This is a genomic window from Thermofilum pendens Hrk 5 (assembly GCF_000015225.1).
Lineage (GTDB): Archaea > Thermoproteota > Thermoprotei > Thermofilales > Thermofilaceae > Thermofilum > Thermofilum pendens.
Map to the genome: position 1 here is coordinate 821,200 of NC_008698.1, position 22,735 is coordinate 843,934.

Consider the following 22,735-nt stretch of genomic DNA (forward strand, 5'->3'; position numbering starts at 1 on the left):
ATTGAAAATAAATTTCCAGTACGGTCTTCGGGAAGAGGGTATGATCCTAGCGAACCCCTCGGCGCTCAGCAGCAGGTACGTCCCGAGGCGGCTTCCGCACAGGGAGCCTCAAATAGAGCGCTTGGCATCGCTTTTCCCGGAGTTACCTAAAGCCCCCTTCTTCAGGGTTGTCCAGTTGATAGGGCCTACGGGTACGGGTAAGACCTCGACGTCCCTGTTCTTCGCGAGGAGCGTGGAGCAGCAGAGCGAAAACGTGTCCACGATCTACGTCAACCTGAAGTCTCTGAGAAGTAGAGATGCCGACGGCTTTCCATGGATAGTCTACACCAGTATTCTCAGCCAGCTGGGTGCTAAGCCTTCGAGGAGCCTCAGCGCGGCGGAAGTCTTCATGAAGGTGGTGGGCGAGCTGTCTAGGAGGCAGAAGAAGCTACACCTGGTAATAGTGGACGAGGCAGACGAGCTAACGGGACCACGAAGCCTCCAGGGAGGCCAGATAGTCTACAACCTGACGAGGCTCCCGGAGCTCGGAGTCAGCAACGTTGCAGGCGTGATCTTTATAGCTAGGAACGACGACTGGGCTCGGGGGCTGGCGCCCGAGGAGAAGTCTTCCCTGGGCGCGCTAGTCGTGCGCTTCCCACCCTACACTCTATCGCAGCTTGTCGACATCCTTCTCTACAGGGCGAGCGAGGCTCTCGCAAGCCCGGAGGCTCTCCCGGAGCCCGTAGCGGAGTACATCGCGGAGATAACGGTCGACATGTTCGAGAGAGATGTGAGGAAGGCTCTAGACGTGCTCCTCTACTCTGCGCTGATAGCCGACAAGGAGGGGAGCGACAAGATTACGCGTCTCCACGTAACGAGGGCCCTAGCAGAGATAATGGGGAGAAGCTACCTCGACGACGATGCAGCGAAGATGCTCGGCAGAACGGAGAGAATAGTCCTCGCAGCTGCGCTTAGAGCGGCCGGTAGTAGCGACACGATCTACGTGAGCGAGCAAAGAGTACTCGAAGAGGCCCAGGCGATCTGCGAGAGGCTGGGAATACCCCCGCTGGGCAGAAGGGAGATCGCAACGGCTTTGCAACGCCTCCACGACCTGGGGTACATAAAGGTCAGCGGTCCCTTGAAGATCTTTGTGAATTTAGTTGCTGGAGAAAACGTCGAAGAACTGCTTCTCGGAAATACCCTTAGGAAGGCTAGAGGAAGCTATAATCGCTGAAGACCAGCGCCACCACGACGCTACCGTAGTAGCCTGGAGGGATTTCGAGCTCCTCTACCAGGTAGCGAGGCTCTTCGAGCTCAAGAACGTCTCTCAGCCTAATCTCACTCCACATCGCCGAAAGGTTGCTTGAGGTCTCGGCCGAGCTGTTGCCGTCGTGGAACTCTATGACGTACCCGTGGGGCTTTCCGCGAGCCCAGGATATGCCGGTGCTTATCCTCGCCGGACCCTTCGCTCTCTTCTCGCTCATAACGACGAACGCTATACTGCCGGCTGGAAGCCTCCTGGGGCTCTCCTCCTCGACCTCCGGTGGAAGGATGGAGGAGACGGGCACAAGGTTCAACTGGTGTATACCGGCCTCTCTCAACGCATTGTTGAACGCCATCAGCGGCGATACGTTGCTCAGCCCCTTACCCTTCGTTACGAAGTACTTTTTCGGGAGCAACATCCTCGAATCTCGCGGAGCAAAACCCCCGCGAAGATAAAAACGTATCGATCTTTAATGAGGAGGGGGCCGGGCGCCTTTTCCTGCCGGTCTTACCCCTTTTATTCTTGCTTTGCCCCAGCTGGTTTAAATCTTAGCAGTTCTTCGACTAGCTTCCTCGCGGCCGGCTTAGCCTGCGCCTTTGCAACTGCGAAGCGGTATAGCGCCTCCCAGAGCTCCGGGTTCTCGCCCGCGTGCTCAAATAACGAATCTTGGGGGATCTGGTAGTACTCCCTGTCACTCATGCGAACCACCCGGACGTCCCAGCCTTCCTCCAGCGCGCGCTGGTACCAGCCTGGAGGCGCGCTATCAACGGGTATACGGGCGTAGATGTAGGCATACTCGTCGCCGACAGTAACCATAACGAGGTTAAGCAACGCGCCGGCGACCGGCGCATAGAGGCCGAGCCACTGGCAAGCCACCTTCTGCCCGGGCTTCCTGCCCCTCTTACCCGGTGCTCCGTAGGCAACGAATAGGACGTGCCTAACCTTTGCGCACCTAGTAACTTTGCCCACAAATGCTACGTATTCGCTGGCCCGTTCGACAGCAACACGAGCGTTAAAGACAGCGCTCTCCGTAGGTAAGTAAACTATCTCGTTGCCAACCCTGAAGTAGAGCCATCGAAGCCTTAGGAAGAACGCAAGGATGCCGTCCCCCAGGAAGGCGGTTATCAGCGCCACCGAGTCACCATTAAGCGCCTTGCACTCCTCGACCAAACTGCGGTACTCAGCGCGCTTAACCTCGCCGACAAGCCTTGAAGCCCAGGAAAGCTCCTCCGCATAGCCATAGATGCTCACTCCCCACATAATGCTCATCTTGGTGGAGCCGAGAACTCCTGCTCTAATGCCGAGGTGGACATCGTCGCTTGGAAAGTCGGCGAGCGTGGCTGGAAGTTGCCACGCCTGGGTAGTGCTGAAGGAAACGTAAAGGTAACTTTCACGTGGCGGCATTACGTCCGTAAGAAGCCACCCTTTCTGCAGGCTTCTTAGGATGTCGGGCGAAGTCCTCGCGAGTACCTCCGGGAACTCTGACTCAACCCAGTAACCCTCCAATGGGACGTGGACAGTCCAGCTATGTGCATTGGGCCTTGAGACTGTCACATGCCAGTTCTCCCTGGGCGGGTAGACGCGCCAAATCTTTCCGTGCCTCTCAACTTTAAGGCCGTCTTCTGTTGCATCGACGATTGCTTGTAGCTTTCCTTTGAGCTCCACGACCGCGCTTCCCTCTCTCGGTCTCTCGCTGTCTCCCAGTAGTAGGTACTGCCTCAAATCGTAGTCAAACAGCCTGCCAAACCTGGGGTAAACCTCGTCCGGCACGACACTCAGCGCGTGCGCCACGAAGCGCGTAAAGTCCCAGTTAATTTCGGTCACAGCATCATGCAGGCCGCGGTAATGTACTCTGCCCTTCTTCCCGCCCCTAGACCTCCTCTTATCCTCTGTCCTGGTGGCATACAAGCTTTGAGCCGCCCTCCCGTAGACAAGCTTCCTAACAACCTCCTCGCCCTCTTCACCCCCCGTCATGCCTCTACCACTCATACCAACACCCCTCCTTAAATGGTGGACGGGGCGCCCCTGCGAGGGGCGCGCTCGAGACTTTTGGCGAGCACTCTTAAGGGGGACGGGCTGTACGAGGCGCGGCTCGTCAAGGCGTTAGACGCGATAGAGGAGTTCCTAGCCTCCGTGAGAGGCGCCCCGCGCGTCGAGGAAGACGAAGAGCTAGCAAGAGAGATTGAGGAGAACGTCGAGGAGCTAAGGGGGCTAGGGCTAGCATAAAATTCACTCTCTTTTTCTTGGTTTGTAAACCGGGAAGCGTTTCCCGGGTTTAGCGCGCGATTACTCTGACTGGGTGCCCGTGCGTGGACATATCATCCCTATCGACGTTATCAGAAAGCGAACTTTTGTATCCCTGTGTAAGGGTCTCTTTTCGTATCCAGCGCGCTCTAAAGGTCAAGGTTTCAGCGCGCGTAGACAGAAGAGTTTCTCGAAGAAGAGTCTTCTCTCCTCTGCCACCTCAACGCTCGCGTAAAGGCCCCTTAATACATCGAGGAGCCTCTCGAAATTCGAAATAGACGACGCAACTAGGAATAGCTCTCCGCTCCTACGTAGAACCCTGAAGGCTTCTCGTGCAAGCCTCGCCGAGAACTCAACGCCGTCTTCGCCGCCGCAGACTAGGGGGTCTTCTCGGTAATCGCAAGGAAGGTAGGGCGGGTTCGAGGCGACGACGTCAGCCGAGGAATCCCTAAAGGGGTTTAGCATATCCGCCTGTACGAAGTCGACTAGGCACTCTTTCGATGCGCGCGCAAGCTCGCGGGAAAGCCTAACAGCCTCCCACGCGATGTCCACCCCGACGACGTAGTCAGCTCTGTTCGACGCGTAAACGCTGACCACTCCCTTGCCACAGCCTACCTCTACAAGCACGCCTCCGCGGAAACCCCGCTTCAAGCAATCCAAAAGGAGAAAAGTATCCTCACGTGGCTCGTATACCACGCTATATCCCTAGTAGCCGCCTCACCTCCGGCTTAATGCGGTCTGGCGTCCAGGGAGGGTCGAAGACGAGGTCTACCTCCACGTCTTCAACCTCCGGGATCTTCTCCTTGATAACATCCCTGACCATCTCAACGAGGAAGTACGACATCGGGCACCCAATAGCCGTCAGCGTCATCTTCACCTTTACTTTTCTACCGTCAACTTCGACGCCGTATACGAGGCCTAGATCCACCACGTTAAACGGTATTTCCGGGTCGTATACCTCCTTTAAAGCCTCCATGACGCGCTCCTGGGTGACTTCTCCCGCCATATTCCCCCGTCATATCGCCGCACACCCCCTTAAAAATGTTTAGTAGCGCGCGTTACTCGCCCTCCCCGCGAGCTTGGTCAAGCTCTTCTTCGTTGCTGTTCGCCTCGGCTTTGCGGGAGTCGCTCAGCATCTTAGCGGACACGTAGGAAGTGTCTAGGACCTGGAGTATCTTCTGTATCCGCTTAGGCCCGAGCCCGTGGATTCTGCGAAGCTCCGCCGGTGTCGCCGTGAAGAAGCGTCTAGGGGTGTGAAACTCTCTCAGTATCCTGTCCGCCATCTCCCTGCTTATCCCCGGCAGGCTCGCTATGAGATTGAGCTGTACTACCGGTATGCTGGTAGACTCCTTGAAGACCTTCTTCTTCGACCTAACGAGAAAGCTTGACCCGTGTTTCTGAAGCCTCTTCCACAGCACGTATATCAGAAGCGCCGTCTCCGCGTAGCTCCTAACCTGGAGAACGGAGACCCCGTTCTCGGCCAGCGCCGCTAGAGCTCCGAAAAGAGGGTTCAGGGATACTTGCCTCCGGCTAACCTCCTCCGATAGATCGCCCTCCACGACTATTATAGCAGTCTCGTACGACTCCCGAAGGTACTTTGCCTGCTCGAAAAGCCTCCCATCGATAACCGAGTTCACGAAGTCGCCAGAACTCTTCCGCTCCACCCCGTAAACGCCGCCGACATCGTAGTCCCCGACCTCTAGCCTGGCAACCGAGTACCTAACGCCCAGCCTAGCCAGCTCGGAGAGCACGGGAGACCTTCTCTCACGGTCATCCACAATAACAACAGGTACCTGCATCTCTCTCCAGGTAGGCAGAAGTCCTTGCTAAAAAGATTTTCGCGAGCATAGGAAACTCCCAGTATCTTCGCAGAGCAAAGGTAAGACACGCCTAGGCATGCGCGCTAGGTTTATATACTAGGAGGGGTTCAAGACGTTGCGATTAGTGGGTGGAAGGCATGGAGTACGTGTATGCAAGCCTGTTGCTGTACCACGCTGGGAAGGAGATAAGCGAGGAAAACGTGAAGCGCATACTCGAAGCTGCAGGAATACAGGTTGACGACGTCAGGGTAAAAGCTCTAGTCGCGGCATTGAAGGAAGTGAACATAGAGGAAGCACTTAAAACCGCCGCCCTACCAGTCGCGGTAGGAGCCCCGGCCCCAGCTACGGCGCCCGCGCAGGCTCCGCCCGCCGAGGAGAAGAAGGAGGAGAAGAAAGAGGAGAAGAAGGAAGAGGTAAAGGAGGAAACGGTCGAAGAGGGTCTCGCGTCCCTCTTCGGCTTCTAGGAAGACGGTACATGTGCTTTCATGACGCTATTTCTTTGCTGCGAAGCCTGGTGGTAGCGGGTACTCTCTGGGTAGCGGCTTACCAAGACTTCAGAACGCGCGAGATCGACGACAAGGTATGGATTGCGGGAACCCTTCTGGCAACCCCCCTCCTCGCGGCGGAGCTAGCTTCTGGAAGAATCGTACTCCAACTCTACCTGTTATCCCTAGCTGTAAGCCTCGCCTTGGCAGTTCTATCCCTTAAACTGGGCTTAACTGGTGAAGCCGACGCCATAGCCTTCGCTTTCCTGGGCTTCTTCGAGCCGCCGAGGCTATCCCCGCTCTTCGCCGTGCCACTGGGAACGATCCTGCTCCTCTCCCTCGTACCAACAGCCTTCTTCGCGGCTTACAACGTCTACTGGAACCTCGGCAAGCCTCAGAAATTCGAGGGCTACAGGCTGAATACTCTCGAAAGGTTGGTTGCACTCGTAGCTATGAGGTACGTCTCCAGGGAGGAGTACGAAAGGTACTCCTACATGCTCGCCCCCGCCACGAGGGTAGACGCGGATGGGCTTAAAATAGAGATAGGCGTCGGAATCCCGGGCCGCGCCGAGCCCCCGTCCCTCCCCGGCTTCTGGGCGACAGCGCTAGCCCCCTATGTTACCTTCATAGCCCTAGGCTACTCTGCCTACCTAGCCTTATGCTGGTTGCTTTGAGGCTGCTCACAAAAGCTTTTTTGACGTGCATGCAGTGATTCACTTGAGCAATGATCGGAAATCCGGGTACTGAGCAGATGAAGAACAGGGCTAGGTGGAGAGCTCCTCGCTCAGCCAGCGAGAAGCCAAGTTCAAGTATGGGAAGACGAAAAGAAATCTTTCGGGAACCCGCCTAACCCTTTTCCGCGCCTACTTCTTGATTATGGGGCTTATTAGATCCAGGATAGCCTTTTCCCAGTCCTTTGCCTTCACGACGCCGGATGCTAGGAGCACGCCCACCGTGCCGAGTCTAAGGGCGGCGGCGACGTCTTCGCCGACAGTTATCCCTGCGCCGCAGAGCACCTTTACGTTCGGGTTTACCTTCTTCACGAGCTCTACGGAGCTCGTAACAACCTCGGGCTTCGCCTTTGAGACGGGTATACCCGTACCTATGAGCTCCGGGGGCTCGATTGCCACCATATCGGGACCCAGGGCTGCCATAGCAGCTGTGACTTCAGGAGTGTTCGTGCACACGACCGTTGTCAGTCCTAGGCTGCGCGCCCGCTTCACTATCACGTCTACTTGGTCTGCTCTAACCCTTCTCTCGCTGTGATTCACCATCGTGCCTACGGCGCCAGCATCCTTGACAGCCTCCAGGGTTACGTGGCCGGTATAGCTACCCGGCGGAACGTCGTCTACATGCTGGCTAAACACGGGTATTTCGACCTGGCTGGCGATGAAGGCGAGGTCTGTTAGCTGGGGCGCAACGGCTATCGTGATACCAGTCTCCTTGCTTACCTTCTCGGCAACCTTCGCCAGCTGTAGCCCCCTCTTGCCGGAAGCCTCCGAGTACGCCTTAAAATTTATTAGAATTAGTGGATACCCAATTTTCATGCCTACCTTGCTTATAACCTTTTATCGAGCTTAAAAGCTTTGAGAATTAAATGTAGAAAGTAACGGATTTATCGTCTTCGGCGGTATACTGGTTAGGATGCGGTTTAGGGAGGAATACGAGTACATATCGCTCATAAGGCCCGACTCGGTGACCGTTTGGGAGTACCCCGAGGTCAGGGAGAGGCTTTCACACTACCTCGGCGTGCTCAGGGGTGAGAAGCCGGCGCGCTACCGCGTTGCCAGAAGAATGCCCGTAGATTACGATGAAAAGGCGCCCCTCGAGGAGCTTCTCGACGTGCATAGGAGCTACTCCAGAGATTTTGAAAAGGTTTACGCGGAGTCCGTGGAGAAGGGCTTGGAGAAGAATTTGCCGAGCAAGTCGTACCTCGACTTGAAGATCGAGATCGCAAAGAGAATGCTTCGTAGCTGCTTTTTCTGCGAGTGGCGTTGCATGGTGAACAGAGAGGAGGGCAAGAGGGGCGTCTGCGGGCTAGGCAAGGAGGTGCGTGTTGCTAGCGCTTTCCTCCATGTCGGGGAGGAGGCGCCGCTAGTACCGTCCGGGACAATTTTCTTCACGGGTTGTAGCTTCAAGTGCGTGTATTGCCAGAACTGGGATATCTCCACCAGGGTTGATAACGGCGAGAAGGTTACTCCACAGGAGCTCGCAGGAATAGCCACCGCCCTGTACCTCAGGGGGGCCAGGAACATTAACTACGTGGGCGGGAACCCGGATCAGCAGCTCCACGTTATACTCGAGTCGTTGCGCTACATGGACGTAAATGTCCCACTGCTGTGGAACTCCAACATGTACATGTCGCAGGAGGCTCTATCACTGCTCCTAGACGTGGTGGACATATGGCTACCGGACTTCAAGTACGGTAATGACGATTGCGCTAGGAGGCTCTCCGGGGTTCCAAGGTACTTCGAGGTTGTTTCGAGAAACCACAAAGTAGTCTGCGACGCAGGCAGAGACATAATCATCAGGCACCTGGTGCTCCCGTCGCACGTAGAGTGCTGCACCAAGCCCGTCCTGAAATGGATCTCGGAAAACTGTCCAAGAGCGCTTGTCAACGTGATGGACCAGTATAGGCCCGAGCACCTCGTGGCGAGGTTCCCACAAAGGTGGCCCGAGATAGCTAGGCGCCCAACCGCTAGCGAAATAAGAGAGGCCTACGAGTACGCGGATAGGCTGGGTCTAGCATGGAGGCCGGTCTCTCTGTAGGCGGCTACGAGGTGGACCTGCGCCCCGTCCGAGAGATCAGGAAGCTGGGGGCGCGCAGAGTTCTACTTCAGGCTCCCGACGGGCTCAAACACGTCGCCAGAGAGCTGGCGGCAAGGCTTGCCGCTGACGGCGTCGAAGCATACGTTTCGGGCGGGCACGCTTGGGGAGGGTGCGACGTAGCCTTGCAGGAAGCTCGGGCAATCAACGCCGACGCGATACTGCACTTAGGGCACCACGGCTTCGTGGGCGCTAGGGTGGACGCGCCCCCTGTCATCTTCGTGCCTGTCTACTACGAGGGTTTGCTTTTCGAAACCTTCGAGAAAGTCGTGAGGAACGTAGCCCTCAAGGGGTACAGGAGGGTAACTATAGGCACGACTTACCAGCACGCGAAGTACTTCTCCAGGCTCGTGAGGCTCGCCGAGGATGCCGGGCTAACGGTTGCAGGGAGGCACCTCGACGGGTACCTTGGGCTGGTAGTCGGGTGCAACTATGCGGCACTCGCCGAGGACGCTGAGGCCGTGATCGTAGTGGCTGGCGGCGTCTTCCACGCTCTGGGAGCGGCGCTCTGGACCGGCGCGCCCACGTGGAGGGTAGATCCGTACACTGGGGACTACGGGCCCGTTGACGTAAAGCCGATTGTAGCCAGGAGGCTCAGAGACCTCTCCCGCGCCATAGAGGCTAGAAGCTTCCTAGTGGCGGTATCGTCAAAGACGGGCCAGAGGAGGCCGGAGATCGCGCGGAGAATCAGGGATCTCCTCGCGGAGCGCGGGCTGCGGGCTGAGCTCGCAGTGTTCGACGAGGTCACAAGAGAGGGTCTGCTCAACCTAGGCTCCTACGACGCCTACGTCAACACGGCTTGCCCGAGGCTCGCAGTCGATGACCCCGACTTATTTCCTGGGCCCGTGGTAAACCCAGGGGAACTTAAGTACGTCCTAAAGGGGAGCCTAGAGGGTTACTCGCCCCGGGATCTCTTCCGCTTCGACGTCCTGGCCCCGCCGTAGTAAAGCTCCTTGAGAAGAAGCGCGTCCTGCTCTAGGTTTGGGCTCTCCGAAATAACTACTCCCTTAACATTGTAGTCCCTGAGGACCTTCACGAGTAGCTTGTAGTCCAGGTCGGCCTCCGTGAGGTTGAGGTGCCTGATCTCCCCTTTCTCACCGTACTCGATGCCGGATACGTGGATATGCATGTTGTCGAGTGCTATTCTGCCGAGCCTGCTTTCGAGTGCATCCAGCACCGCGGCGAAGTCCTGGTACTGCCTGAGCGCGCCTTTACCCCTAGCGTGCAAGTGGGCAAAGTCGATCGTAGGCAGTACATTCTCCACTTCCTCGCTTAGTCGAATAACTTCCTCCAATGAACCGAACTCCGAGGGCTTGCCGAGAACCTCGGGCCTAAGCCATATCTCGACGCCTTCGTCTCGAAGTTGCCTCGCGATCGCGGCTACCTCCGACTTTATCCTGGCGTACGCGGACTCCGGCTCGCTGTCCCCGTAGTACCCCGCGTGGAAGCAGACGCTCCAAGCGCCAGCCTTGAAGCCTACCTCGGCGCTCCTCAACACCCTCTCCGCGCTGGCCTTCACCTTCGACTCATCGGCGCTGTTCAGGTTGACGTAGTAGGGAGCGTGGACCGTGAGCACTATTTCCAGCTCGTGCCGCAACTTCTTGACCTCCTGAGCGCTCTTATCGTCCAGGAAGATCTTCCTCACGAACTCTATCTCCATGGCATCCAGCCCGAGCCGCTTAACCTCAAGCATCCCCTCCTTTACACCACCCTTAGAAACCGTGGTCGGTATCCCGGCAGGCCCGAAATACAGCTTATCAGGTTTCCACATACTAAGCAATCTCTCCACGCGAGCCTAAAAACTTGATCAAAGGCGACGGCGACTTATCTGGCGGTAAAGTAAATAAAAAGATGGGTGAAGTGGTTAAGGGGGTTGCAATGTCGCTTCCGTTTACACCTGCTACTGAGAAGCAGAAGATGTTGCTGGGAGCTCTCGAAAGCCCGGACGTGGACCTAGTGGGGGTCTTCGGTCCCAGCGGTACGGGGAAAAGCTTCGTCGTGCTCCTCTACGGCCTCTCTGCGGTTCGGAGCGGGAAGTACAAGAGGATGGTGGTCGTAAAGCCTCTAGTAAGCCTCTCCAGGTCTAAGGTACTCGACTCCAGCGAGATGGGTAACCTCTTCTTCGAGATAGCCTCCTCCTACGTGGAAGACGTGGCCGGCGACTACGTAGACCTGAAGGAGCTTAGGGAGATGTTCGACCAGAGAAAGGTGGTGTTCGTCGACCCGGACTTCCTCGCAGGTAGGACTTTCGACAACAGCCTGGTCTTCCTGGACGACGTCCAGTACGCCTCGCCCGACCTCGTGACGGAGTGCATCATTAGAACCGGGAAGAACTCCAAGCTCGTAATAGCTGGTGACCCCATACTCCAGGCGCTCGAAGGAAAGACGAGAAACACTGCCGCTATAGCCCGGGAGTTGCTCCTCGGGGAGGAGAGGTCCCTCGTTATAAACATGGGTATAAACGACATAGTGAGGCCCGGCTCCAAGAGAGGCTTCAAGCTGGCGCTCGAGTCAAGGTTGAGGCGCAGGGCCCTCAGCGAAGAGGAGGAGAAGGTGAAAGCGATACTTCAAAGCCATGCCCCTGACGCCGACGTGGTGACCGTGGTCTGGCTAAAAGACCTGAAGGAAAAGTTCGGCGCGCACACAGCCCCCGATGTCCTGGCGGTCGCGAAGGAGAATACCCTGAGCAGGCTTATAGGGAAGAAGGGCGAAAGGATAAACAAGGCCCAGGAGGAGGCGGGGGTCCAGATAAGGGCTGTCGAGTTGACGCAGGATCTCGGGGAGATAGTGAAGGCAATACACCCAGTGGGGTGGATCAGGAAGCATATCACGAGCGTAGAGATAGAGGGCTCGGAGCTCGCCGTATACGTAAATCCCGACGAGTACGGAGCATTCGTAGGCAAACAAGGGTCCTACATCAGGTTCTTGGACGCCGCTGTACGGAGGCTTCTGGGGCTCGGGGTCAGGGGGAAGCACGCCGAGAAGACCGAGCAGCGAGGAGCAAAGAGGAAGTAATGGGTAATGAGCTACAAGGCAGTCATAGTAGCAGAGAAAAACTCTGTTGCGCGTGCAATAGCCAGCTTCCTAGGCGGGAGTAGCGTCCGGAGGTTCCGCGTCGAGAGGGTGCCTGCCTACGAGTTCCTCTGGGAGGGAGGAAAGCACCTATCCATAGGCGTGAGCGGGCACATACTTGACTTCGACTTCCCCGAGGAGTATAACAAGTGGGAGAGCGTCGACCCCCGGGTACTCTTCTTCACGAACCCCGTGCTCGTCACTCGGGAAGGCGCGTACATCTACGTCAGAGCCTTGAAGACTCTGGCCCGGCAGACGTCGACAGTGATACTCGCGCTTGACGCGGACGTCGAGGGCGAGGCGATAGCCTTCGAAGTGATGAGGATAATGAAGAGCGTGAACCCGGAGCTCGAGTTCCGTAGAGCGTGGTTCAGCGCGGTGACTAAAAGCGATATACTGGAGGCTTTCAGGAAGCTGAGGGAGCCGAACGAGAACCTGGCGAACAAGGCTTTTGCTAGGATGGTTGTAGACCTCACGATAGGTGCGAGCTTCACGCGTATACTCACTCTCTCGGCTAGGAGGAACGGCGGGGTAATGCCGAGGGGTAGCTTCCTGAGCTACGGGCCATGCCAGACGCCGGTCCTCTACCTGGTGGTTAAGAGGGAGCTCGAAAGGGAGCAGTTCAAGAAGAAGAAGTACTACGTCTTGAGGGTCAGGTTTAGGAGCCAGGAAGGCGTGTTCACGGCCTCCGCCACGTTCGAAGACCAGGAGAAAGCGAAGAGTGCTCTCGATAGCGTTAAGAGGACCGGCGTGGGGGTCGTTGTATCAGCGGAGTTCAACGCGGTAGAGGTGGAGCCCCCCGTTCCTCTGAACACGGTGTACCTCGAGAGCAGGGCGAGCCTTTTCTTGAACCTCAGGCCCAAGGAAACTCTCTCGATAGCGGAGAAGCTTTACTCCTTCGGCTACATATCCTACCCGAGAACCGAGACCACAATCTACCCGCCGACGCTTAACCTGCGCGGAATAGCGTCCATGTTCACCAGGTGGGAGGACGCCGGCTGGTACGTAGCCAAGGTGCTTGCAAAAGGCTTCACGCCGACGCGGGGACGGGAAGACGACAAAGCCCACCCGCCCATCTACCCGACGAGGAGCGCGTCCCGCGAGGAGATAACCAGAAGGTTCGGCGAGAAGGCGTGGAAAGTCTACGAGTACGTCGTCAGGCACTTCCTAGCAACGATCAGCGAGAACGCAGTAGTCGAGAGGCAGAGGGTAGTCGTGAAGGTGGGGGAGCTCTCCCTGCAGTCGGAGGGCCGAAAGCTGGTCTATGCTGGTTTCTACAACGTCTACAAGTACTCCGTCCCGAAGGACGAGCCCTTGCCGTACGTCGTGGAAGGAGAGGAAGTCGAAGTCGAGGATGCAAAAATCGAGGCGAGAACCACCCAGCCTCCACCCTACCTCAGCGAGTCTGAGCTACTCGCCCTGATGAAGAAGTACGGCATTGGTACGGATGCCACAATGCAGGAGCACATACACACCAACATAGAGAGGAGATACTTCGTAGTTAAGAACAAGCGGTGCATACCCACGCCTCTAGGCAGGACTCTCGCCCTGGCGCTCTACGAGACCGTCCCGGAGCTCGTACTACCAGAGGTGCGCGGCAAGATGGAAGCCTCACTCTCGAAGATAGCTACTGGCGAGAGAACCCCCGAGGAAGTCGTAAACGAGATGCGTAGCGAGTTCCTGGAGTACTACGACCGCCTAGTCGAGCGCATAGACTACGTCTCCAAGAAGATAGTAGAGGGGCTGAAAATGGTCTTCCAGGACGAAAAGCAGCAAGCTCGAGCAGGCTCAGTGGGCGAAGAACGTTCGCGCTCCACGCGTACACACCGTAAAGGTAAAAAGTAGATACGCGGTCTATAGGGGAGAGCCTGGTGTCGGAGCACGCAAATACGTTCAACAGGAAGCTAGGAAGGACTTTGAGGTTCAAAGCGAAGTATATCGATATGTTGCTCAGCGGCGAGAAGGTAACGACGATAAGAAGGGGGATCGTCACGCCTACGAGGGACGAGGTTTTCCTGGAGAGCGATGGGAAGATATACGGCACGGCTAGAGTGAAGTCCGTCAGGTATACCAAGGTAAGTGAGCTAAACAGCGACGACGCCGTCCGGGACGGCTTTGCGGATAAGGAGGATTTGAAGAAGGCCCTGAAGGAGATATACCCGGACCTCAAGGACGACGAGTGGGTGACAATAATATTCCTTGAAGACGTGAACAGGTTCTCCAGCCCGCTCCCGCTCGAAGCGTTGCAGAGAGACATAGACTTCGAGAGAGCCTCCAGAATAGCGCAACTAGCGCTGGCGCACGGAGTGTTGAACGAGAAGCTCGCCAGGCAGGTTCTCGCTAGGGTCGCTCTCTCGGGCGACGTCAAGGACGCGGCGAGAAAGCTCGGAGTGGACGAAAACAAGGTGAAGATAATACTTGCTAAAGCCGTGGAAGAGCTGAGAAAGAGGGGTGTAGAGGTTTGAACCGCGACTACGACCCGTGCGACGAGCTTTCCCTAGAGATCGTAGCCTCCGGTGAAGGCTACGAAGTAGCGCTGAAAGTCTCGAGACACCTGGCGGAAATCTGCCCGCGCATCGAGCAACTGGGAAGCCTCCTCGGAATGGCTAGGAGGAACCACGAGTTCACGAAGACTGTGGGAAGGTCTGAGCTGGCCCCTCTCTTATCGGAGCTTTCGAGGCTTCTCGGAGAGTTGTCGGAGGAATGCACAGTGCTACGGCCCGGGCTCAGCGTTGGAGGCCTGCTCCACGCTCTCGAAAAGCGCGGCTGGCTAGCCGAAGCCTCGGGCAACTCTGTCGAAACAAGGAGGGTGTTAGGGGAGGGGCGCGTACGGGTAGACGTGCGCTGCACAATTGTGTCCTCCTTCTTGGTAAGGGTACAGCTTCGAGTGAAGGTCCCGGTAGGCTCCGTCGCGGAGGGAGAAGAGGCGCGGCGCCGCTTCCTGCTGGCCGGCTACCGCGTGTCGTCGTCTTTCCCTGTGCTTACGGCGGAGAAGGAGCTCTTCCCCGTATTTCTCTGCAACGTCGCGGAAGTCCTGGACAAAGAGATGGGAGAGATGGAGAGGATATGAGGATCTACGCCTTTGTACTCCACGGGGACCTTGATGGGCTCTCCGCTACAGCCACGGTTGCCGCCGCGTTGAAGCACGCGGAGAAGGACGCGGAGCTGAGGTTTTACTTCTCACAGCCCTACGAGCTGGACAAAGACCTAGCCCGCGTGGATCCCCGAGCGGAGGGCATCTACATAGTTGACCTAGCGATAGACGCGGACGTGTGGCCGAGGCTCAGCGCGGAGCTCGGCAAGCTTGTGGCGTCGAAGAGGGTGACTTGGATCGACCACCACCCTTCTACCATTGAGCGGGTCGAGGAGCTGAAGAGGATCGGGGTGGAAGCCATGCTGGCAGAGGCCGCGTCGGCGTCGACTATAGCTAGGAGCTTCCTGGACAGAGTCCCGGACCCCGCCTTCTTCGAGAAGATAATCACGATAGGAGAGGTTGCCGACAGGGCTGTGAGCGTAGCACGGGAGGACCCGCTCTTCCACTACGTCGAGGTTCTAAGCCTGGTCCTCGGGTACCGCGTGCGGGACGAGCAGATAAGGAGAAGGATACTCAGAGCCTGGATCACCGAGAGGGTAGTAGTCCCCGACGAAGTAGCAAAGGCCGCAAGTGAAGCGGAGAAGGTGTTTCAGGACCTCCTTAGGGAGGCGCGCCTCAGGGTAGTCTACCGCTCCGAGAAGGTTGTAGCCGTGGATATGAGGGACAAGAGGGTATACGGCTTCGCCGGCATGCTGGCATCCATCATCGCCAGCGAGGAGGGGAGGATCGCGTTGATTCTCAGCAGGGTCGGCGAGGCGGCACTCCTAACGCTGAGAGCACCTCCCGGGGCAAAGGGGAACCCGTCGAAGACTGCATGGGATGTGGCATCGCGATACGGGGGGTCGGGCGGCGGCCACGCAGGCGCTGCATCCTTCAAGGTTCCCGGGACCTACGCCGAGAAAGTTCTCGCGGAGATCGTACGTGCACTAGAAACTGGCTAACTTAGAGTTACACGTTTAACCGCCGGGTGTTGCAGTATCTTCTCTATCACTTCCCCGGGAACGGGCTTGGAGACTACGACGTAGAGTTTAGGCTCCCTGTATATGTTCGGGTCCTCCGCCACCACCTGGAGGATATTTATGCCCTTCTCGGCGAGGGCGGACGCTACCCACGCGAGTATCCCGGGCCTATCCTCGTGTATCTCGACCACTAAGCACCGGTAGCCAAGCACGCGTGCAACGGATACCAGCGAGGGTCCCGCGGGCCTCAGGTTGTAGAAGAACTCCCTCAGGTAGCTGTCCGAGAGTATGCGTTTAAGAGTCTCCAGCACAATCCTCCTATCGACCTGAGCTTCTTCCGCCACGGAGCTCACGGTGACTTTCACTTTGTCCCCGATGTACAGCCCGTCTTCCCTTACGCTGATCCCGTACTTCAACAGTAGCCTAACTACGTTCATCCTTTTCTCCGACTTCACGACTTCACTAACCCTTCTCCAAAAGCCCCCCTCCACGTGTACAAAAATGGACATCGTGTATTAAAACGTGATATGTGAATAAAATTGGGAAAAACGCAATATTTATATACCATTATGATCATTTTTGACGAGTTATGAGCAAAAAATACTTCCTAGACGAAGAGGAGCTACCGAGGGAGTGGTACAATATACTACCAGACCTGCCCGAGCCCCTACCGCCACCGCTGAACCCCGCAACCGGGAAGCCCGTCTCGCCAGAAGACCTTGAACCCATATTCCCCAAGGAGCTTATCAGGCAGGAGGTATCGCAGGAGAGGTTTATCCCGATACCCGAAGAGGTACTCGAGGTGTACAGGATATGGAGGCCTACCCCCCTCATCAGGGCCACCAGGCTGGAGAAAGCCCTCAGGACCCCTGCGAGGATCTACTACAAGTACGAAGGGGTATCGCCCCCAGGGAGCCATAAGCCGAACACGGCTGTCGCGCAGGCGTACTACAACGCGCGCGAAGGCGTGGCGCGCCTCACGACGGAGACCGGGGCTGGGCAGTGGGGAAGCGCTTTATCGTTCGCGACCATGCTGTTCGGGCTCAAGCTTACGGTGTACATGGTGAGGGTGAGCTACCAGCAGAAGCCCTACAGGGCTATACTGATGCAGACTTGGGGCGCCGAGGTCGTCCCGAGCCCCAGTAACAGGACTAAGGCGGGCAGGGCTTTCCTCGAGAAGGACCCCGAGCACCCCGGCTCTCTCGGTATAGCGATCAGCGAGGCGCTGGAAGACGCAATAGAGCACGAGGACACGAAGTACAGCCTGGGTAGCGTGCTAAACCACGTGCTGCTCCACCAGACGATCATAGGGCTCGAAGCCATCAAGCAGATGCAGGCGCTCGACGAGTTCCCCGACATAGTGATAGGCTGTGTGGGCGGTGGGAGCAACTTCGCGGGAATATCGTACCCCTTCTACTACCTGGTGCGTAGCGGGAAGGCACCGAAGAAGACGAGGTTCCTCGCCGTGGAGCCTGCGTCCTGCCCCTCCATGACCAAGGGAGAGTACATGTACGACTTCGGCGACACGGCGAGGCTTACACCGCTCCTAAAGATGTACACGCTGGGACACGACTTCGTGCCACCGCCGATTCACGCCGGCGGACTACGTTACCACGGCGCGGCTCCAACCCTAAGCCTTCTCAAAAAAGCGGGGATCTTCGAGAGCGTTGCCTACAACCAGGTGGAAGTCTTCGAGGCGGCGAGGCTCTTCGCCCGGACGGAGGGCATAGTGCCTGCTCCTGAGAGCGCCCACGCCATAAAGGCGGTCATCGACGAGGCCCTAGAGGCTAAGAGGAAGGGCGAGGAAAAGGTCATACTCTTCAACCTGAGCGGGCACGGGCTCTTGGATCTCGCCGCCTACAGGGAGTTCCTCGAGGGACGATTACCGGCGCACGAGTACCCCGCCGAGGCGATACAGAAGTCCATCGCGAAGATCAAGGAGTACCTACTCGCGCGGGGCATACAGCCCTAGCCTAGAACGCGAAAGTTTTTTCTGTTCTTTCTCACCGTAGAGTTGAAGCTTATGCAAGCGACGCGCTCGAGCGCACCCGCCAAAGTGATACTCTTCGGCGAGCACTTCGTCGTTGAGGGGCAACCGGCAATCGCGGCGGCTATCTCTCTGAGGGCACATGTCACCGTTGAGCCCGCGGACACCGACGGGATACTGGTGTACTCCAAGAACCTCGGCTTGCTCGAAGAGTACCGGTTCGCGGAGCGCGGGGCGTGGAGCGGTAAAATGCTCTCCATAGCGATCGCCGCCTACACAGCTATGGAGTCGCTGGGCAGGAAGTCCGGAGTTAAGGTAACCGTGGACTCTGAGATACCGCCCGGGAGCGGTATGGGCTCCTCCGCTGCAGTTGCCGTTGCAACTACGCATGCGACTTTCAGGGCGTTCGGCGAGGAGCCGGACCTCAAGGAGGTTTCCAGGATAGCCTTCGAGGCTGAGAAGGTCGTCCACGGGAAGCCGAGCGGCATCGACAATACTGTTGCGACGTACGGAGGCGTCATAGCGTACAGGAAGGGGGAGGGCTTCATACCCCTTAAAGCCGAGCTTAACGGTGTAAGGCTCGTCCTAGCTGATAGCGGCGTGCCCAGGAACACCGGGGAAATGGTCAAGAGAGTGCTGGAGCTGAAAAACACGTACCCCTCCGTGCTGGAACCACTGTACCACGCGGCGGGCCGCCTCGTGGTGGAAGCGGCGAGGCGCCTCGAAGAAGGAGACTACGAGTCTCTGGGAAGGCTCATGAACGTGAACCACGGATTCCTCTCAGCGATAGGGGTCTCCACGCTGGAACTCGAGAAACTCGTATACACGGCTAGGCGCGCCGGGGCGCTTGGGTCGAAGCTGACTGGCGCGGGCGGGGGAGGCTTCATCGTAGCCCTAGTAACGGCGGAGAAAGAGAAGGAGGTAGTCGAGGCTCTTCGACAGCTAAGCCCGAGGATCTTCTCCGTCGAGATATCCTCCGAAGGCGTGAGGAAAGAACCACTGTAACCAAGCGCGCTGGCAAAACGCTTAACGCGTAGGGCTGAAAAGAGAAAGCCATCGGGGAAAGTGCCAAGCGCGAGATTTTACGCTAGCCCTAGCCCCCTGAGCTCTTTGATGTCCTTCTCCAGCTCTCTCCAGTTTTTCGTCCTCTTCGACCTGCGGGGCGCTTCCCACGGAGGCGAGGAACCCTTGATCGCGTCTAACGCTTCGACGAGGCGCGCCTCGTACAGCTCGTCGCCCTTAAGAGTGCTCGCCAGGATACGCGAGGGGGCGCTTATCGCCCGCACGGTAACCCTCGAGCGCGCCCTCGCAGGGGCGCCCCCTCCACCATTTAAGGAAAGGTTAAGTATGGTTGGAGAGAAGATGATGAGGAATGAAGAGGTCGAGAAGGTTGTTAGGGAGGAGGTTTGGAGGCGTGCGGCTTTAAGCCTCTACGCCACCAGAACAGAGGATAAGAGGAAAGCCAGGGGCGGGAAGAAGGGCGAGATACACTACCGCGGCCTGTATGACACTGTGAGCGAGGTTGACTGGGACTTCACTAGGTTCCTCATAAACGGGTACAGCGTCGTGCCGGACGAAGTCTACCCGAGGTTTCACCGCTTCATAGACATCGACGCGAGGAAGTACCTTCTACTGAACGACGACAGCAAGCCGAGAGAGGGAAGCGCTGTCGTAGAGCTACGCGATAGGCTACAAGCAATCGTCGACGCTACCGAAGACGGCCTCAAAGTTGAGAGACACGGCAGAGTCTGGCACGTTTACGTGCCCGGCGAAAACTGGTACGTAACTGTCTCGAGGCCCAACGCGAAGAGCTGGAGGGTGCGCGTACCACTGGAAGGCTTCTGGGTTGAATCGGAGTTTCCCAAGGTTCTAGTGAATACTCCGAGCGATGTTCTCAGAAGCCTGCAGAAAGGGTGGCTTCTCACAGATGTCACTCCGCCGCACGGGCGCATCAGCGACGTACATTTCAGCACAACGCAGAGCTGGCAGTTGCCAGCGACGCTCGCCAGCTTCCCGGGAGAAGTCAGGCTCGGCGTCACGGCGGGCATTCTCGGCAGTACTAGGCTGAGCATCCAGTGGCAGGCGCGCGTTGACGGTTACGAGGAGGAGCTGGGCTGGGCCTCCGAGCTCATCGGCGAGGTTAAACGTGCAGAGTTTCGTCAGCTCGTCGAGAGGTGTAAGGAGCTTAACGGTGACTCGGTGGCGCTGACGACCGCCTTCCTGGGGGACGGCGAGCTCGAATTCTTCCTAAAGCTTCGGGTGCTCTTCTTCAAGGTTGGACATGAAGACATCTACTTGCCGGCGGAAAGCGCTATAGCTAATGCCCGCTTAGCCGTGGAGAGAGCTAGCGAGTACGTGCGCTTTGTCTCGCTGGTAACTAAGTGTCCAAAGATTAAACACTTCCTCTTCGTCGGCTACGGATTGCCGCAGAAGAGAGGTAAGAAGGACGGCCAAAGAAATAACCCGTTCTACGCCGAGGTGGCAGGGGCGCAGCTACACCTTGTCTACATCTCTACGAGGAACCACGTCTACGCTAGAATCGCAGTCGAAGCTGTGCCTTCGGGCTGGGTGGAGGAGGCACGCGCTCAAGGCTGGGACGTCCGAGTGGTTCGAATGGGTGGCAGGGAGTACTACCAGGTCACTCATGCTTCTTTGATGGAGCATGCCTGTCACGACGAAGCACTGCGTATAACACTCCTCGCCTTCACGAAGTACAAGGCCGAGCGATACCCCAAGGCGCAAAGCCTCGTAGAACGCCTCGAAAAACTGGGGACAGAAGACTAAAGAGTAAGACCGGCAGGGAACAGGCGCCCAGCCCCCTCCTCGCGTTAGGCAAGCGCGCGAAGCAAAGTTTATAATTCTCAACCTGTGAATAGAGGGTAGCCCCGGTAGCTCAGTTGGAAGAGCGCCGCTCTGGTAACTAGCCCTGGCTGGAAAGGCGGAGGTCCCGGGTTCAATCCCCGGCCGGGGCTCCATGCGTCATGTTCTCTTTGAACGTACCCTCCGGGGTACTCTCATTTGTCATTATCTATCACGAGTCATGGATTTAGCCTGTTGTCTAGCGGGGTTTTGGCGATAGGCTATGGGTGTACTCCCGGTCGAGGAGAGGAGGGTTTTAACGGCGAAGCTAGACGAGATGCGGAGAAAAGCGCTTGAGGATCCCGAGTCCTTCTGGGACGAGCATGCAAGGGCGCTGGAGTGGTACAAGATCTGGGATAAGGTCCTAGACGATGGGGAGAAGCCTTTCTACAGGTGGTTCGTGGGGGGAAGGATCAATGCTAGCTACAACGCCCTGGACAGGCACGTGAAGACCTGGAGGAAGAACAAGGTAGCGCTGATATGGGAGGGGGAGGACGGCTCGGTGAAGAAGTACTCGTACAGGGACCTCTACGTAGAGGTAAACAGGGTAGCGGCCCTTCTAAAGAACTTCGGGGTCAAGAAGGGGGATAGGGTCGCCCTCTACCTTCCCATGATCCCGGAGCTCCCGATCTTCATGCTCGCTGCCGCCAGGATAGGGGCCCCCTTCACGGTGATATTCTCGGGATTCTCGAGCGACTCTCTCGCCAAGAGGCTCAACGACTCTGGGGCGAAGCTCTTGGTAACCGCCGACGGCTTCTGGAGGAGGGGGAGGGTCGTGAGGCTGAAGGATATAGCGGACAAGTCCCTAGAGCAGGCCCTGAGCGTGGAGAGTGTCCTCGTAGTGAGGCACGCGGGGGTAGACGTCGCGATGCAGGAGGGCCGCGACTACTGGTACCACGAGGCCCTGGAGGGTATAGGCAGGAACACCTACGTAGAGCCGGAGAGGCTCGACTCCAACCACCCGCTCTTCATACTCTACACCTCCGGAACTACGGGTACGCCTAAAGGCATCTACCACAGCACGGGTGGCTACCTTGTGTGGGTATACTGGACGCTCAAGTGGGCTTTCAACCCGAACGACGAGGACATCTGGTGGTGCACGGCAGACATAGGGTGGATTACGGGGCACAGCTACGTCGTCTTTGGCCCGCTCCTGCACGGCTTAACCACGCTTATGTACGAGGGTGCCCCGGACTACCCGGCCCCGGACAGGTGGTGGAGCATCATCGAGAGGCACGGGGTCACCGTCTTCTACACGTCTCCAACTGCCATTAGGATGTTCATGCGCTACGGCTCGCACTGGGTCGAGAAGCACGACCTGTCGAGCCTCAGGATACTCGGGAGCGTCGGGGAGCCTATAAACCCCGAAGCGTGGGAATGGTACTTCAAGGTAGTCGGGAAGGGCAGGTGCCCGATAATCGACACCTGGTGGCAGACGGAGACGGGCGGCTTCATGATATCGCCTGCGGCGGGCATAGAGCTCGTACCACTCAAGCCGGGCTCGGCTACCCTGCCCCTACCGGGCGTAGACGCCGACGTAGTGGACGACAACGGGAACCCCGCGAAGCCAGGCGTGCAGGGCTACCTGGTGATCAAGCGCCCGTGGCCGGGCATGTTGCTAGGCGTCTGGGGCGACCCGGAGAGGTACGTTAAAACGTACTGGGGCAGGTTCGACGGGTACTACTTCCCCGGGGACTACGCCATGAAGGACGAGGACGGCTACTTCTGGATCCTCGGCAGGGCCGACGAGGTCTTAAAGGTAGCCGCCCACAGGATAGGAACCATGGAGCTTGAAAGCGCACTCGTCGAGCACCCGGCCGTAAGCGAAGCCGCGGTCGTCGGGAAACCGGACCCCGTAAAGGGAGAGGTACCTGTCGCCTTCGTCGTACTCAAGGAAGGCTTCTCTCCGAGCGTGAAGCTCGAGGAAGAGCTTTCCAACCACGTCGCGGAGGTCATAGGTCCGATAGCGAGGCCTGCCGCGATAATCTTCGTCAAGAAGCTTCCGAAGACGAGGAGCGGCAAGATAATGAGGAGGGTTTTGAAGGCGCTCGTCAGAGGGGAGGCGAGCCTCGGGGACCTCTCCACGATAGAAGACCCATCGGCCGTCGACGAAGTGAAGGCGGCTCTGAGGATAGCCTAGCTACCC

The 22,735-nt window shown here is 57.7% G+C and carries 23 protein-coding genes, 1 tRNA gene and 1 pseudogene; 16 read left to right on the forward strand and 9 right to left on the reverse strand.

Translation table 11 applies throughout. The features are described 5' to 3' along the window. Nucleotide 1 precedes the first annotated feature (1 nt). On the forward strand, nucleotides 2–1,213 hold the full coding sequence (locus TPEN_RS04485) for a Cdc6/Cdc18 family protein (RefSeq protein ID WP_148677948.1): 1,212 nt from the start codon (nucleotides 2–4) through the stop codon (nucleotides 1,211–1,213). Here TPEN_RS04485 and TPEN_RS04490 read toward each other — a convergent pair. Further along, the gene (locus tag TPEN_RS04490) at nucleotides 1,191–1,661 is read right to left on the reverse strand and encodes a pyruvoyl-dependent arginine decarboxylase (protein WP_011752538.1); all 471 of its coding nucleotides are present in this window, start codon (nucleotides 1,659–1,661) and stop codon (nucleotides 1,191–1,193) included. The genes TPEN_RS04485 and TPEN_RS04490 overlap by 23 nt on opposite strands. A gap of 98 nt (nucleotides 1,662–1,759) precedes the next feature. Continuing rightward, nucleotides 1,760–3,232 carry a hypothetical protein gene (locus TPEN_RS04495; protein WP_011752539.1) on the reverse strand — a complete coding sequence of 491 codons (1,473 nt, stop codon included), beginning with the start codon at nucleotides 3,230–3,232 and terminating at the stop codon, nucleotides 1,760–1,762. Between the two features lie 18 nt (nucleotides 3,233–3,250). On the opposite strand from TPEN_RS04495, the gene TPEN_RS04500 reads away from it, so the two are divergent. Further along, entirely contained in the window at nucleotides 3,251–3,469 is a 219-nt protein-coding gene (locus tag TPEN_RS04500) for a hypothetical protein (RefSeq protein WP_011752540.1), read from the forward strand. A 174-nt stretch (nucleotides 3,470–3,643) separates the two neighbouring features. Here TPEN_RS04500 and TPEN_RS04505 read toward each other — a convergent pair whose 3' ends face one another. Genes TPEN_RS04505 through TPEN_RS04515 form a run of 3 tightly spaced genes read right to left on the reverse strand, consistent with a single transcriptional unit; the run spans nucleotide 3,644 to nucleotide 5,286 of the window. Beyond that, complete coding sequence (locus TPEN_RS04505) at nucleotides 3,644–4,183, reverse strand: HemK2/MTQ2 family protein methyltransferase (RefSeq protein ID WP_011752541.1); 540 nt, start codon at nucleotides 4,181–4,183, stop codon at nucleotides 3,644–3,646. A gap of 1 nt (nucleotide 4,184) precedes the next feature. After that, nucleotides 4,185–4,493, reverse strand: coding sequence for a metal-sulfur cluster assembly factor (locus TPEN_RS04510; RefSeq protein ID WP_011752542.1), 309 nt, complete (start codon nucleotides 4,491–4,493; stop codon nucleotides 4,185–4,187). Between the two features lie 52 nt (nucleotides 4,494–4,545). After that, nucleotides 4,546–5,286, reverse strand: a complete 741-nt coding sequence (locus tag TPEN_RS04515) for an ERCC4 domain-containing protein (RefSeq protein WP_011752543.1) — start codon at nucleotides 5,284–5,286, stop codon at nucleotides 4,546–4,548. Between the two features lie 158 nt (nucleotides 5,287–5,444). Between TPEN_RS04515 and rpl12p the strand changes: the two genes are divergently transcribed. Both rpl12p and TPEN_RS04525 read left to right on the forward strand, forming a co-directional pair. Next, nucleotides 5,445–5,771 (forward strand): 50S ribosomal protein P1, encoded by a 327-nt coding sequence (gene rpl12p / locus TPEN_RS04520; RefSeq protein WP_011752544.1) that lies wholly within the window; start codon nucleotides 5,445–5,447, stop codon nucleotides 5,769–5,771. 50 nt (nucleotides 5,772–5,821) lie between these two features. After that, complete coding sequence (locus tag TPEN_RS04525; protein WP_052885146.1) at nucleotides 5,822–6,466, forward strand: prepilin peptidase; 645 nt, start codon at nucleotides 5,822–5,824, stop codon at nucleotides 6,464–6,466. Between the two features lie 189 nt (nucleotides 6,467–6,655). Here TPEN_RS04525 and tpiA read toward each other — a convergent pair whose 3' ends face one another. Beyond that, entirely contained in the window at nucleotides 6,656–7,339 is a 684-nt protein-coding gene (gene tpiA / locus TPEN_RS04530; protein ID WP_011752546.1) for a triose-phosphate isomerase, read from the reverse strand. 97 nt (nucleotides 7,340–7,436) lie between these two features. On the opposite strand from tpiA, the gene TPEN_RS04535 reads away from it, so the two are divergent. Both TPEN_RS04535 and dph2 read left to right on the forward strand, forming a co-directional pair. Next, nucleotides 7,437–8,561, forward strand: coding sequence for a radical SAM protein (locus tag TPEN_RS04535; RefSeq protein ID WP_011752547.1), 1,125 nt, complete (start codon nucleotides 7,437–7,439; stop codon nucleotides 8,559–8,561). Next, entirely contained in the window at nucleotides 8,540–9,562 is a 1,023-nt protein-coding gene (gene dph2, locus TPEN_RS04540; RefSeq protein WP_011752548.1) for a diphthamide biosynthesis enzyme Dph2, read from the forward strand. The genes TPEN_RS04535 and dph2 overlap by 22 nt, the downstream gene beginning before the upstream one ends. Here the strand turns inward: dph2 and TPEN_RS04545 are convergent. Beyond that, nucleotides 9,514–10,389: a TIM barrel protein gene (locus TPEN_RS04545; protein WP_011752549.1), complete on the reverse strand. Its 876-nt coding sequence runs from the start codon at nucleotides 10,387–10,389 to the stop codon at nucleotides 9,514–9,516. The genes dph2 and TPEN_RS04545 overlap by 49 nt on opposite strands. Before the next feature lie 80 nt (nucleotides 10,390–10,469). Between TPEN_RS04545 and TPEN_RS04550 the strand changes: the two genes are divergently transcribed. The 5 genes from TPEN_RS04550 to TPEN_RS04570 are packed head-to-tail and all read left to right on the forward strand — an operon-like array spanning nucleotide 10,470 to nucleotide 15,725. After that, entirely contained in the window at nucleotides 10,470–11,633 is a 1,164-nt protein-coding gene (locus TPEN_RS04550) for a PhoH family protein (protein ID WP_052885147.1), read from the forward strand. Nucleotides 11,634–11,639: 6 nt separating this feature from the next. After that, nucleotides 11,640–13,535 (forward strand): DNA topoisomerase, encoded by a 1,896-nt coding sequence (locus TPEN_RS04555; protein WP_011752551.1) that lies wholly within the window; start codon nucleotides 11,640–11,642, stop codon nucleotides 13,533–13,535. A gap of 26 nt (nucleotides 13,536–13,561) precedes the next feature. Next, complete coding sequence (locus tag TPEN_RS04560; protein ID WP_011752552.1) at nucleotides 13,562–14,155, forward strand: ASCH domain-containing protein; 594 nt, start codon at nucleotides 13,562–13,564, stop codon at nucleotides 14,153–14,155. Then, entirely contained in the window at nucleotides 14,152–14,760 is a 609-nt protein-coding gene (locus tag TPEN_RS09980) for a hypothetical protein (protein ID WP_011752553.1), read from the forward strand. Before TPEN_RS04560 ends, TPEN_RS09980 begins: the two co-directional genes overlap by 4 nt. After that, the gene (locus TPEN_RS04570) at nucleotides 14,757–15,725 is read left to right on the forward strand and encodes a phosphoesterase DHHA1 (RefSeq protein ID WP_011752554.1); all 969 of its coding nucleotides are present in this window, start codon (nucleotides 14,757–14,759) and stop codon (nucleotides 15,723–15,725) included. Before TPEN_RS09980 ends, TPEN_RS04570 begins: the two co-directional genes overlap by 4 nt. Here TPEN_RS04570 and TPEN_RS04575 read toward each other — a convergent pair. Continuing rightward, nucleotides 15,722–16,252, reverse strand: coding sequence for an ACT domain-containing protein (locus TPEN_RS04575; RefSeq protein ID WP_011752555.1), 531 nt, complete (start codon nucleotides 16,250–16,252; stop codon nucleotides 15,722–15,724). The genes TPEN_RS04570 and TPEN_RS04575 overlap by 4 nt on opposite strands. A gap of 80 nt (nucleotides 16,253–16,332) precedes the next feature. Between TPEN_RS04575 and TPEN_RS04580 the strand changes: the two genes are divergently transcribed. Together TPEN_RS04580 and mvk are read left to right on the forward strand one after the other, a co-directional pair. Further along, a complete protein-coding gene (locus TPEN_RS04580; protein ID WP_011752556.1) occupies nucleotides 16,333–17,715 on the forward strand; it encodes a TrpB-like pyridoxal phosphate-dependent enzyme in 1,383 nt (460 codons plus the stop codon). 51 nt (nucleotides 17,716–17,766) lie between these two features. Then, nucleotides 17,767–18,735, forward strand: a complete 969-nt coding sequence (gene mvk / locus TPEN_RS04585; protein ID WP_011752557.1) for a mevalonate kinase — start codon at nucleotides 17,767–17,769, stop codon at nucleotides 18,733–18,735. Nucleotides 18,736–18,812: 77 nt separating this feature from the next. Here mvk and TPEN_RS09840 read toward each other — a convergent pair. Next, nucleotides 18,813–19,016 (reverse strand): annotated as a pseudogene (locus tag TPEN_RS09840) (hypothetical protein). A gap of 61 nt (nucleotides 19,017–19,077) precedes the next feature. On the opposite strand from TPEN_RS09840, the gene TPEN_RS04590 reads away from it, so the two are divergent. The 3 genes from TPEN_RS04590 (at nucleotide 19,078) to acs (ending at nucleotide 22,729) form a co-directional block, all read left to right on the forward strand. Further along, the gene (locus tag TPEN_RS04590) at nucleotides 19,078–20,514 is read left to right on the forward strand and encodes a hypothetical protein (protein WP_148677950.1); all 1,437 of its coding nucleotides are present in this window, start codon (nucleotides 19,078–19,080) and stop codon (nucleotides 20,512–20,514) included. A gap of 98 nt (nucleotides 20,515–20,612) precedes the next feature. Continuing rightward, nucleotides 20,613–20,705 (forward strand) — tRNA-Thr (locus TPEN_RS04595). A gap of 107 nt (nucleotides 20,706–20,812) precedes the next feature. Further along, a complete protein-coding gene (gene acs / locus TPEN_RS04600; protein WP_011752559.1) occupies nucleotides 20,813–22,729 on the forward strand; it encodes an acetate--CoA ligase in 1,917 nt (638 codons plus the stop codon). The last annotated feature ends 6 nt before the right edge of the window (nucleotides 22,730–22,735 follow it).